The sequence below is a fragment of the Atlantibacter sp. genome (genome assembly GCF_032062175.1).
GTDB lineage: Bacteria > Pseudomonadota > Gammaproteobacteria > Enterobacterales > Enterobacteriaceae > Atlantibacter.
Genome location: NZ_DAMBQK010000006.1, coordinates 122,713 through 134,194, shown reverse-complemented (window position 1 = coordinate 134,194; position 11,482 = coordinate 122,713). Strand labels below are relative to the sequence as shown.

Genomic DNA, 11,482 nt, shown 5'->3' with positions numbered 1-11,482 from the left:
TTGTCGATTGCGGGAATGCAAAAACAAGATAGTCCCGCTGACGCGCAAAACATTTTGTCTGAATAACCTTAGCATCATGATGAGTCAATAATTAACGCACATGGGTAAATCCGTGGATTGCTATTCCTCTGTGCACGTTTTCTTTCTATCGGAAATATCGAGGTTGTTATGCAACAAGAAGCATTAGGAATGGTTGAAACGAAAGGCCTGGTTTCTGCAATTGAAGCCGCAGACACCATGGTGAAATCCGCCAACGTGACCCTGGTGGGTTATGAAAAAATCGGTTCCGGCCTGGTGACTGTAATGGTTCGCGGCGACGTGGGCGCAGTAAAAGCCGCGACTGACGCGGGTTCTGCCGCTGCGGGTAAAGTGGGCGAGCTGGTCTCCGTACACGTTATTCCGCGCCCGCATATTGAGGTGGAAAAAATTCTGCCAAAGGCCGTCGGTTAATAACAATAAAGGATACTGATCATGAGAGATAATCTTGTTGAGCAGATTATATCTGACGTAATGAATAAACAAACCGGCGCACAACCGAAAGCCAAAACCGCCGCGAATTTTGCTGGTTGTGGTATTACGGAATTTGTCGGCACTGCGTTGGGTCATACTATCGGCCTGGTGATTGCCAATGTCGATAATCAATTGCATGAAGTCATGAATATCGACAAGAAATATCGCTCTATCGGTATTCTGGGCGCGCGCACCGGCGCAGGCCCGCAAATTTTTGCGGCTGATGAAGCAATCAAAGCAACCAACAGCGAAATTATTTCAATTGAGCTGGCCCGCGATACTGAAGGCGGTGGCGGACACGGTTGCTTAATTATTTTTGGCGCGTCTGATGTGTCTGACGTCAGACGTGCGGTTGAAGTCGCGCTGTCTGAAATTGAACGCACTATGGGCGACGTATACGGCTCACCGGCCGGTCACCTCGAATTCCAGTACACCGCACGCGCCAGCTACGCGCTGAACAAAGCGCTGGGTGCGCCGGTTGGCAAATCCTTCGGGATGACCTGCGCGTCGCCTGCGGCGATTGGTCTGGTGATTGCCGACGCAGCGGCAAAATCCGCCGTGATTGACCCGGTTGGCTATGCCAGCCCGTCGAAAGGCACCAGTTTCAGTAACGAAGTGATCTTTACCTTTTCCGGTGATTCCGGTGCGGTACGCCAGGCGGTGATTGCCGCGCGTGAAGTGGGCCTGCAACTGCTCTCCACGTTAGATCCGGCGGAAATTAAATCCACCACGACGCCGTATATCTAAGCATCGGGTGACGACGCGCGCGACGCGGTCGGTATCAGGAAGAGTAGTAAGGAATTTAAAGATGAATGATATTGAAATCGCTCAGGCTGTCTCGACCATTCTGAGCAAATTCACCAAAGCAACACCGGATGCGGCTCCGGCAGCGGCTCCCGCCACGTCAGAAGCGGCGCGGGTCGAAGGCCTGGATGAAATCGTCGCTAAGGCGCTGGCGCAGCAGTCCTCCGGGCGCGCCGCCTGTGCATCGTCCCAGGTCGCGAACGCCGGAACCGGCGCATTCGAGACCATGGATGAGGCGATTTCCGCCGCTGTCCTGGCGCAGGTGCAGTATCGCCACTGTTCTATGCAGGACCGCGCCTCGTTTATCAATGGCATCCGCGACGTTTTCCTGCAGGAAGATGTGCTGTGCGCCATTTCCCGTATGGCGGTGGAAGAGACCGGCATGGGGAATTACGAAGACAAACTGATCAAAAACCGCGTCGCAGCGCTGAAAACGCCAGGTCTTGAAGATCTGGCCACCAGCGCGATTACCGGAGACGGGGGGTTAACGCTGATCGAGTACTCCGCGTTCGGGGTGATTGGGTCGATTACACCCACCACCAACCCAACCGAAACCATCATTAACAACAGCATCGGCATGCTGGCGGCAGGCAACACCGTGGTGTTTAGCCCACATCCGCGTTCGCGCAAAGTCTCTCTTTACACGGTCGAGCTGATTAATAACAAACTGGCTCAGTTGGGCGCGCCAGCGAACATGGTGGTGACGGTGACTAAACCGTCCATCGATAACACCAATGCCCTGATCAACGACCCGCGCATCAACATGCTGGTGGCGACCGGCGGGCCGGCTATCGTGAAAACCGTGATGTCATCCGGTAAGAAAGCGATTGGCGCAGGCGCAGGCAACCCGCCAGCGGTGGTGGATGAAACAGCGGATATCGAAAAAGCGGCCCGCGACATTATTAAAGGCTGCAGCTTCGACAATAACCTGCCGTGCGTGGCGGAAAAAGAAGTGATCGTGGTGAACCAGGTCGCGGACTATCTGATCCACTGCATGAAGAAAAGTGGTGCCTACCTGCTGTGCGACAAGAAGCTGATTCAGCAGTTGCAGACGTTGGTGCTGAACGAAAAAGGCACCGGGCCGAACACCGCGTTTGTCGGCAAAGATGCGCGCTATATCCTGCAACAGTTGGGGATTACGGTTGGCGACGATATTAAAGTCATCTTAATCGAGACCGAGAAAACTCATCCGTTCGTGGTGCATGAACTGATGATGCCGGTCCTGCCAGTGGTGCGCGTCGACAACGTTGATGAAGCCATCGAACTGGCGGTGAAAGTGGAGCACGGCAATCGCCATACCGCGATTATGCACTCCACCAACGTCGAGAAGCTGACCAAAATGGCGCGCCTGATCCAGACCACCATCTTTGTAAAAAACGGTCCCTCCTATGCGGGACTTGGGGTGGGTGGTGAAGGGCATGCCACCTTTACGATTGCCGGGCCGACCGGTGAAGGGCTTACGTCAGCGCGCGCGTTTGCACGCCATCGTCGCTGCGTAATGGTTGAAGCGCTGAATATTCGCTAACCATCGCGAAGGGTAACTCAAAGATGAAAAAACGAATCATAAACGCGCCGACCCCGGATATTCTTGCCATGTTGAAACGGCGTATGCCAGGGGAGTTTCGTTCGCGTCTGGATTTGATTCGCATCGACGCCATTGGTTTGTTAATGCTGCCGGTCCCGGATCTCTATTTTTATGCCGACGTGGCCAGCAAAAGCGCCAATGTGGTGGTATCGGAAATCTTTGGCAGTTGCCCTCAGCACATCACCACCCTGGCCATTTTCGGCGAAGTCGCGGCGGTGCATGAAGCCATGCGAATAATTGAGGAAGACGACAACCAGTTTTGAGAGTTCGCTTATGAAGAAGGTATTACTTATCGCAGGCGATTTCTCTGAAGACTATGAAGTCATGGTGCCATGGCAGGCATTAAGCATGTTAGGTTTCAGAGTGGATGTAGTATGTCCGGGAAAACGAACCGGCGAGTTTATTAAAACCGCGATTCATGATTTTGAAGGTGATCAGACTTACACCGAAAAATCCGGACACCTTTTTAGATTAACCGCATCATTTGATGAAATAAGGTTACAGGAATATTGCGGCATTTATATTTCAGGCGGGCGTTCATCGGAATATCTGCGATTAAATAAATCGGTACTGAATATTGTGCATTACGCGATGAACTTTGCATTACCCGTTGCTGCAATTTGTCATGGTCCACAAATTCTGGCCGCTGCGGGGGTATTAAAAGGCAGAAAACTGACGGGGTATTTTACGGTAAAACCGGAAGTGGAAATGGCGGGCGGCCTGTGGGTCACTGCCGCAGATGATGAAGCCGTCGTGGATGGCAATTTAATCACTGCGACCACCTGGATGGGGCATCCGGCAATATTACGTCACTTTATTACTCAAATGGGCACCAGCATTATTCATTAATACCCCGGCATCGCCGCAAGGTTAACAAAATATATTCGGGAGTTTTATATGTTAGAGAAAGGCTTTTCTAATCCGACTGACCGTGTTGTAAGACTGAAAAATATGATCCTGACGGCGAAGCCGTATGTGGAATCAGAGCGCGCAGTACTGGCAACCGAAGCATATAAAGAAACAGAGCAACTGCCGGCGATTATGCGCCGCGCAAAAGTGGTTGAAAAAATCTTCAATGAATTACCGGTGACAATTCGCCCGGACGAATTAATTGTTGGCGCAGTGACTATTAATCCTCGCTCGACCGAAATCTGCCCTGAATTCTCTTATGACTGGGTGGAAAAAGAGTTTGAGACCATGGAGCACCGTGTCGCCGACCCGTTTATCATCCCGAAAAAGACCGCTCAGGATCTGCACGAAGCATTCAAATACTGGCCGGGCAAAACCACCAGTTCTCTGGCGGCGTCTTATATGTCTGAAGGCACCAAAGAGAGTATGGCGAGCGGCGTCTTCACCGTTGGCAACTACTTCTATGGCGGCGTCGGCCACGTTAGCGTCGACTACGGCAAGGTGCTGAAAATCGGTTTCCGCGGCATCATTAACGAAGTCACCCGCGCGCTGGAAGCGTTAGATCGCACTGAGCCAGGCTATATCAAAAAAGAGCAGTTCTATCACTCAGTGCTGATCAGCTATAACGCGGCGATCCGTTTTGCCCATCGTTACGCTGAAGAAGCGTCCCGTCTGGCGCAGCAGGAGAGCAACCCAACCCGTAAACGCGAACTGGAGCAAATCGCCCAGAACTGTACTCGCGTACCGGAATACGGTGCGACCACATTCTGGGAAGCGTGCCAGACCTTCTGGTTCATCCAGAGCATGCTGCAAATTGAATCCAGCGGCCACTCTATCTCTCCGGGCCGTTTCGACCAGTACATGTATCCGTACCTGGAGGCAGACAAATCTATCTCTCGCGAATTCGCGCAGGAGCTGGTGGATTGCTGCTGGATCAAGCTTAACGACATCAACAAAACCCGTGACGAAGTCTCTGCCCAGGCGTTTGCCGGTTATGCGGTATTCCAGAACCTGTGCTGCGGCGGACAAACTGAAGATGGACGCGACGCCACCAACGACCTGAGCTACATGTGCATGGAAGCAACGGCGCACGTGCGTCTGCCGCAGCCGTCCTTCTCCATCCGCGTATGGCAGGGAACTCCAGATGCATTCCTGTATCGCGCTTGCGAACTGGTGCGTATGGGCCTGGGCGTTCCGGCGATGTACAACGATGAAGTGATTATCCCGGCACTGCAAAACCGTGGCGTTTCGCTGCGTGACGCGCGTGATTATTGCATTATCGGTTGCGTAGAGCCGCAAGCGCCGCACCGTACCGAAGGCTGGCATGACGCCGCGTTCTTTAACGTCGCTAAAGTGCTGGAAATTACCCTGAACAATGGTCGCGTCGGCAACAAACAGCTGGGCCCGGTAACGGGTGAATTGACCCAGTACACCAGCATGGATAATTTCTACACCGCGTTCCAGAAACAGATGGCGCACTTTGTTCATCAGCTGGTTGAAGCCTGTAACAGCGTGGATATCGCCCACGGCGAACGCTGCCCGCTGCCGTTCCTGTCTGCACTGGTCGACGACTGCATCGGTCGCGGTAAATCCCTTCAGGAAGGCGGCGCGATTTACAACTTTACGGGCCCGCAGGCGTTTGGCGTGGCTGATACCGGCGACTCCGTCTACGCGATTCAGAAACAGGTGTTCGAAGACCGTAAACTGTCTCTGAGCGAGCTGAAAAGTGCGCTGGATGCCAACTTTGGTTACCCGGTCGGCGCGAATCCGCATACCCCGGCGGCAAAATCCTCGCTCAACGAGCAGGATATTTACGATGTGGTAAAACGCATTATCGAGCAGCACGGTGCGCTGGACCCGGCGGCGATTAAAAACGAAGTGTATCGTCAGCTGACTTCCGGCAACGCGGCACCGGTGCAATCGGGCACTATGTCCCGTCACGAAGAGATCCGCCGTATCCTGGAAAATACGCCGTGCTTCGGTAACGACATCGACGACGTGGATTTAGTTGCACGTAAATGTGCGCTGATCTACTGCCAGGAAGTCGAGAAATACACCAACCCGCGCGGCGGTCAGTTCCAGGCCGGTATTTATCCGGTGTCTGCTAACGTGCTGTTTGGTAAAGACGTTGCCGCACTGCCGGATGGCCGTCTGGCGAAAGAGCCGCTGGCAGATGGCGTGTCTCCGCGTCAGGGTAAAGATACCCTTGGGCCAACCGCCGCAGCCAACTCGGTTGCCAAGCTGGACCACTTTATCGCGTCTAACGGTACGCTCTACAACCAGAAATTCTTGCCGTCTTCACTGGCTGGCGAGAACGGTCTGCGTAACTTTAGCGGCCTGGTGCGTAACTACTTTGATAAGAAAGGGATGCACGTCCAGTTTAACGTTATCGACCGCAACACCCTGATCGAAGCGCAGAAAAACCCTGAGCAGCATCAGGATCTGGTAGTACGCGTGGCGGGCTATAGTGCCCAGTGGGTGGTTCTGGCGAAAGAAGTTCAGGACGACATCATCAGCCGTACCGAACAGCAACTGTCGTAAATAATCAGCGGGCTATGTAGCAATACATAGCCCGTTATTATCCGCTTCACAACGTCTGGTTTTTATTTTTACCTGAAAGGGTAATTCATCTGGCAAATATAGAGTGATGTTATGAATAAAGTTGAGTACGAAACCGAAGGCGTCATATTTAATATTCAACGCTATTCTTTGCACGATGGCCCAGGCATTCGCACTATTCCTTTTTTTAAGGGGTGCCCGCTATCCTGCAAATGGTGTAGTAATCCTGAATCACAACGTCCACAGCCAGAGTTATTATTTAAAAAGAATGATTGTATCCGCTGTGGAAAATGTATTGATGTTTGCCCGCAACAGGCGCTTTCCACCACCAATGCCTGGTTTATCGACCGCGACCGCTGTATTCAGTGCGGCAAATGTACTGAAGTCTGTCCGACCCGCGCACTGGAAATGAAAGGCAAACGTATGTCCGTAACAGCGGTGATGCGTGAGCTGGAAAAAGAAGAGAATTTATACCGTCGCTCAGGCGGCGGGATTACCCTGTCTGGCGGCGAACCGCTGGCGCAGCCGGAATTCGCGCGCGAGTTGCTTAAAGCCTGTAAAGCCAAAGGCTGGCACACCGCCATCGAAACTACCGGGTTTACCACCAAAGCGGTGATTGATGAGGTGTTTCCCTATGTCGACCTGGCGCTAACCGATATCAAAGCCATCGATCCGGAGATCCATGAGCGCAACACCGGTGTGAATAACAGCGTGATTTTAGAGAACCTGCTGCGCATCTCTTTTTTAACCAAAGTGGTGGTGCGTATTCCGGTGATCCCCGGCGTGAATGACAATCCGCAAGAAATTCATAATATCGCTGAGTTTGCCCGACTAATGCAAAATGTCGATACCATTCATTTATTGCCATATCACAGCTTTGGTGAAAATAAATATAATTTGCTGGGCCGTCAGTATCCGATGGGCAATGCAAAAAGTATTGAAGAAGCTAAAATGACCACCTTAAAAGCAACGGTTGAGTCATTAGGCTTTAACTGCCATATCGGTGGTTAATAAATGTATCAATAAGAGCGCGGCAATACACTGCTGCGCTCTTTTGTTTTTTACGCACGAATATTATTTTAATTATAAAAATACCTGGAGCCAGTCTGCGTTTTTCTCTTGTCATTTAATTTAATCCAATTACAGAGGTAAGCTAGATGAATAGCTTAGATATTTTAGTTGCCTTCGGCGGCGGCATATTTGGCGCAGCTATCGGCGCGCTGGCGGCGTTTGAATTCGTAGGACTTCTGGTGATCGCCATGGCGGTGGTGCAAATTATTACCGGCGCGCCATCAGACTTTATTACCTTTCCGTTCGGGCTGTTTGGTCCGCATACCGGCGGCTTTGCTGCGGGCGTTGCGGCGACGGCGTATGCAGCGAAGAAAGGGAAGTTAGGCTCCGGACGTGATATCACCGCCGGATTGAGTGGGCTGGCAGCCTATGACGTATTGTTGATAGGCGGCATTTTCGGTGCGGGCGGTTACATCATCGCCTGGGGGCTGAATCAGATCCCGGCGTTTCCGTCCGGTAATGCCTGGACCGATACCGTGGCGCTGACCGTCGTGATTTCTGGGGTAATCACCCGTCTGGTTTTTGGTAAAACCGGCCTGTTTGGCAAGCCGGAACAGGGGATCCGCCACTGCTATCCGCCGCAGGATAAGTGCTGGATGCCTTACCATAGCCGTATTCCGCAGCTTTCCGTGCTGGGCCTGGGCATTGGCCTGATGGCTGGGTTTTTAGGGCTTAAATTCGGCGGCAACGGTGCGTTGCTGGCGTTCGGTATCTCTGCGTTCTCGTTGATTTTCTTACATTTCAATACCCAAGTGCCGGTGTCACACCATATCGCGCTGCCTGCTGCGCTGGTGGCGGTACTGTCGGGGAGCCTGATCTGGGCTGCCATCGTCGGTATTATTTGCGCCCTGTTGGGTGAACTAATGTCGCGTATTTTCCTGATCCACGGCGACACCCATATTGACCCGCCGGCAATGGCCATTGCGATAATGACGACAGCGATCAACGTGTTGGCGACTATTGGGTTATTTACCCTGGTTCCACTGTTTTAATCCCTCGTTGTAATAAGCCAGCAGGTTATGCCTGCTGGCTTTTTGTTATATTTCAGACATAAAAAAAGCCGCGATAAATTGGATTTATCGCGGCGGTGTCGTAGCGGTTTAGTTATCTTTTCTTGCCACCGGGACGGGGGCTTTTCTTTGTTACTTCCTGCGGCGCGTCAGGTTTTGCCGGTTCAATGTTTTCCGCACTGGGATTAGGTTGTTGTTCATGCTCTGTGGACTGGGGGGCGTCATCGACGACATCCATACAGGATGCGTGGGTTGACGTGTCAAGGTTCACCACCGGAATGGTCTGTGAAGGCGCTTCTTCAGACTGTGGCTCCGGGGACGCAGTTGGCGCTTCAGATTCAGGTTGCGCGATGCCAACCGTCTCGCTGGAGTGAATGATATGCTCAATATGCTGTGCGGTACGGGCGATCACTTTATGTGCGTACACACGACCAACACGGCTCGCTGCACTAATGGCCGCCGCTACCGCCGCGTTAACCGCGCCCACTTCGCCTTCCAGTTTCACGGTCACCATGCCACCGCCTTTGGTTAATTCATAACCCACCAGACTGACGTTGGCGGATTTCATGGCGGCATCGGCGGCTTCCACCGCCGCAGCCATTCCGACGGTTTCGATTAAGCCTAAACTTTGCCCGGACATACACTTCTCCTGTAGATAAATTCTAATATGCTGCGCGTCGTCGGCTTAACGCCCAACGTCTTCGCGTAATAGCGCCGCTTTGTCCGTGGCTTCCCACGGAAAGCTGTCGCGACCAAAGTGGCCATAGCAGGCCGTTTGACGATAGCGGGGGACCAGCAGGTCGAGCAGGGTAATAATGCCGAACACGCTAAGGTCGAAATGGCGGTTTACGCCTTGCTGCAACGCCTCAGTGGGCACGGTTTGCGTGCCAAAGGTGTTGATCCTGACGGAAACAGGGCGGGGAAGGCCGATGGCCCATCCCAACTGAACTTCACAGCGTGAGGCAAGCCCGGCGGCGACGATGTTTTTCGCCACATAGCGAGCGGCATAGGCGGCGGACCGGTCAACCTTTGAGGGGTCTTTACCGGAAAACGCGCCGCCGCCGTGGCATGCCGCGCCGCCATAGGTATCGACGATAATTTTGCGGCCGGTTAGCCCACAGTCGCCCACTGGCCCGCCAATCACAAAGCTACCCGCCGGATTCACCAGAAAGCGGGTTTGCGGCGTGAGCCAGCGCGACGGCATCACCGGTTTGACGATCTCTTCAATGACCGCTTCACGTAATACTTTCAGAGAGATGTCAGGGCTGTGCTGGGTAGAGACCACAACGGTATCCACCGAATGAACACGGTTATCCTGATAGCGCAGGGTGACCTGGCTTTTGGCATCAGGGAGTAAAAACGGCAGCCGTTGAGATTTGCGCAGTTGCGCCTGGCGCGCCATCAGTCGATGGGCGTAAACCAGCGTGGCGGGCATCAGCTCCGGCGTTTCGTCGCAGGCATAGCCGAAAGTAATACCCTGATCGCCTGCGCCCAACTCTTCCTGCGAATGGCCGCGAATGCCGTCGGCAATATTGGCGGATTGCTTGCCGAGAATATTCAATACGCCGCAGGTGTTGCCATCAAAGCCGAGCCGGGAATGGTCATAGCCAATCTCTTTAATGGTGCTACGCACAATCTGCTCAATATCCACGGCGGCATGGGTAGAAATTTCTCCAGCGACAATGGCGACGCCGGTTTTCACCAGGCATTCGCAGGCCACCTTGCCCCACGGGTCTTGCAGGAGGATCGCATCCAGAATGGCATCGGAGATTTGATCTGCCATTTTATCGGGATGCCCTTCGGCAACGGATTCGGAGGTAAACAGGTAATCGTTCAAAGCGAGGCCACTTGTCTGGAAGGTTTATTCCTATCTTAGGGGGCAACCAGACAAGTGGGCGTAAACTATCTTGCGGGTATATTGGACTATTTTGTTTTCATTACCGTGCCAGCGCAAAATCACGCCATCGCCGCGTAATCCCCCGGCGCCACGATTTTCCGGTAGTCCGACGGAGCCATTCCGGTTTCTTTTTTGAAGATTCGGCAGAAATAGTTGGAATCCTGATAGGCCAGTTCCAGCGCAATGGTATTCACTTTTAAGTCGCTGAACTGCAATAGCGATTTGGCGATAGTGATTTTGCGCGTGGCGATATAATTCGAAAACCCGATGCCGGTTATTTTCTTAAAGGCGCGGCTCAGATAGCAGGAACTCACAAACGATTTTGCCGCCACGTCATCAAGGGTCAGGTTTCTGAGAACATTCTTCTCGATATGGAATTTCGCCCGTTCAATGAAGTCGATATTGCCGGTATAGCTCTTAAAGGCGTAATCAAACAGCTCTTCGCTGATGGTCAGCAGGCTGATCATGATGCGAAAATAACGGCTCTGCATGACGCCATATTGACTGATATCTTTAATCAGCGCGGCGACTTTACGGTTAGTCGGCGTTAACTTTTCCCCTTTGGCGGTCATATACTGGCTAACGATTTCCAGAAAGTCAGTCACGTCTTTGCGCTTATCTTCTTCCATCATATCCACCGGACAGGCGCCGTTTATGATGTCAAAAATAAAGCTGTGCCACTGGGCGTAATCGCAGTTGTCTATCATGGCGAACACTTTCTGTTTCAGCGCACGGGATTTTTCGTTATCCCCTTCATCAAACGCCAGCGTTCTTTTAATGGTGTCGGTCAGGATGCTTTTTTTCACTGGCTTCAGCAGGTAATCGTCCACTTTGAGATTATACATGCTGCGCACGATATCAAAATCATCATTGGCCGTGGTGACAATGACTTTGGTATCGGTGTTGTTTTTCTTAAGATATTCAATAACCTGATTGCCGTTCGGCAATGGAATATTGATATCCACGAAGATCATGTCGATTTGGCTCAGTTGATCGATCAACTGAATCGCTTTTTTGCCGGTGGAGGCTTCGTGTATCACGGCGTTTTCCACGCACTGGGAAATAATCCGCCGCAGGGATTCTAATTCGATAGGCTCATCTTCAACGATAACAATGTTAAACATATGTCCTCTTCCT

The 11,482-nt window shown here is 52.4% G+C and carries 11 protein-coding genes; 8 read left to right on the top strand and 3 right to left on the bottom strand.

Going from position 1 to position 11,482, the window contains the following annotated elements; all coding sequences use genetic code 11:
- Window positions 1-168: 168 nt before the first annotated feature.
- The 8 genes from grpH (at window position 169) to grpO (ending at window position 8,430) form a co-directional block, all read left to right on the top strand.
- Window positions 169-450: a propanediol utilization system shell hexameric protein GrpH gene (grpH, locus tag RT120_RS08325; RefSeq protein WP_002438304.1), complete on the top strand. Its 282-nt coding sequence runs from the start codon at window positions 169-171 to the stop codon at window positions 448-450.
- Window positions 451-471: 21 nt separating this feature from the next.
- Window positions 472-1,257 carry a propanediol utilization microcompartment protein GrpI gene (grpI, locus tag RT120_RS08320; RefSeq protein WP_312981738.1) on the top strand — a complete coding sequence of 262 codons (786 nt, stop codon included), beginning with the start codon at window positions 472-474 and terminating at the stop codon, window positions 1,255-1,257.
- A 61-nt stretch (window positions 1,258-1,318) separates the two neighbouring features.
- Window positions 1,319-2,839, top strand: a complete 1,521-nt coding sequence (gene grpJ, locus RT120_RS08315) for a propanediol utilization system aldehyde dehydrogenase GrpJ (RefSeq protein WP_312981737.1) — start codon at window positions 1,319-1,321, stop codon at window positions 2,837-2,839.
- Between the two features lie 23 nt (window positions 2,840-2,862).
- Window positions 2,863-3,162: a propanediol utilization system shell hexameric protein GrpK gene (grpK, locus tag RT120_RS08310; RefSeq protein WP_122927243.1), complete on the top strand. Its 300-nt coding sequence runs from the start codon at window positions 2,863-2,865 to the stop codon at window positions 3,160-3,162.
- A gap of 10 nt (window positions 3,163-3,172) precedes the next feature.
- On the top strand, window positions 3,173-3,748 hold the full coding sequence (locus RT120_RS08305) for a DJ-1/PfpI family protein (protein ID WP_312981735.1): 576 nt from the start codon (window positions 3,173-3,175) through the stop codon (window positions 3,746-3,748).
- A gap of 48 nt (window positions 3,749-3,796) precedes the next feature.
- Window positions 3,797-6,349, top strand: a complete 2,553-nt coding sequence (gene grpM / locus RT120_RS08300) for a glycyl radical diol dehydratase GrpM (protein WP_312981734.1) — start codon at window positions 3,797-3,799, stop codon at window positions 6,347-6,349.
- A gap of 111 nt (window positions 6,350-6,460) precedes the next feature.
- Window positions 6,461-7,378, top strand: a complete 918-nt coding sequence (gene grpN, locus RT120_RS08295; protein ID WP_312981733.1) for a glycyl radical diol dehydratase-activating enzyme GrpN — start codon at window positions 6,461-6,463, stop codon at window positions 7,376-7,378.
- 146 nt (window positions 7,379-7,524) lie between these two features.
- Complete coding sequence (gene grpO / locus RT120_RS08290) at window positions 7,525-8,430, top strand: propanediol utilization system permease GrpO (RefSeq protein ID WP_312981731.1); 906 nt, start codon at window positions 7,525-7,527, stop codon at window positions 8,428-8,430.
- A 112-nt stretch (window positions 8,431-8,542) separates the two neighbouring features.
- Here the strand turns inward: grpO and RT120_RS08285 are convergent, their stop codons facing one another.
- From RT120_RS08285 to RT120_RS08275, 3 genes are all read right to left on the bottom strand, one after another.
- A complete protein-coding gene (locus tag RT120_RS08285; RefSeq protein WP_312981729.1) occupies window positions 8,543-9,088 on the bottom strand; it encodes a BMC domain-containing protein in 546 nt (181 codons plus the stop codon).
- A 45-nt stretch (window positions 9,089-9,133) separates the two neighbouring features.
- Window positions 9,134-10,285 carry a propanediol utilization system methionine adenosyltransferase GrpR gene (gene grpR / locus RT120_RS08280; RefSeq protein ID WP_312981727.1) on the bottom strand — a complete coding sequence of 384 codons (1,152 nt, stop codon included), beginning with the start codon at window positions 10,283-10,285 and terminating at the stop codon, window positions 9,134-9,136.
- Window positions 10,286-10,404: 119 nt separating this feature from the next.
- Complete coding sequence (locus RT120_RS08275; protein ID WP_312981726.1) at window positions 10,405-11,469, bottom strand: AraC family transcriptional regulator; 1,065 nt, start codon at window positions 11,467-11,469, stop codon at window positions 10,405-10,407.
- Between the last annotated feature and the right edge of the window lie 13 nt (window positions 11,470-11,482).

Excerpts from the sequence above, each read along its gene's own strand:
- grpK (WP_122927243.1), top strand. The coding sequence starts at position 2,863 with ATGAAAAAACGAATCATAAACGCGCCGACCCCGGATATTCTTGCCATG.
- grpO (WP_312981731.1), top strand. The coding sequence starts at position 7,525 with ATGAATAGCTTAGATATTTTAGTTGCCTTCGGCGGCGGCATATTTGGC.
- grpJ (WP_312981737.1), top strand. The coding sequence starts at position 1,319 with ATGAATGATATTGAAATCGCTCAGGCTGTCTCGACCATTCTGAGCAAA.
- grpI (WP_312981738.1), top strand. The coding sequence starts at position 472 with ATGAGAGATAATCTTGTTGAGCAGATTATATCTGACGTAATGAATAAA.
- grpN (WP_312981733.1), top strand. The coding sequence starts at position 6,461 with ATGAATAAAGTTGAGTACGAAACCGAAGGCGTCATATTTAATATTCAA.
- RT120_RS08285 (WP_312981729.1), bottom strand. The coding sequence starts at position 9,088 with ATGTCCGGGCAAAGTTTAGGCTTAATCGAAACCGTCGGAATGGCTGCG.
- RT120_RS08305 (WP_312981735.1), top strand. The coding sequence starts at position 3,173 with ATGAAGAAGGTATTACTTATCGCAGGCGATTTCTCTGAAGACTATGAA.
- grpM (WP_312981734.1), top strand. The coding sequence starts at position 3,797 with ATGTTAGAGAAAGGCTTTTCTAATCCGACTGACCGTGTTGTAAGACTG.
- RT120_RS08275 (WP_312981726.1), bottom strand. The coding sequence starts at position 11,469 with ATGTTTAACATTGTTATCGTTGAAGATGAGCCTATCGAATTAGAATCC.
- grpH (WP_002438304.1), top strand. The coding sequence starts at position 169 with ATGCAACAAGAAGCATTAGGAATGGTTGAAACGAAAGGCCTGGTTTCT.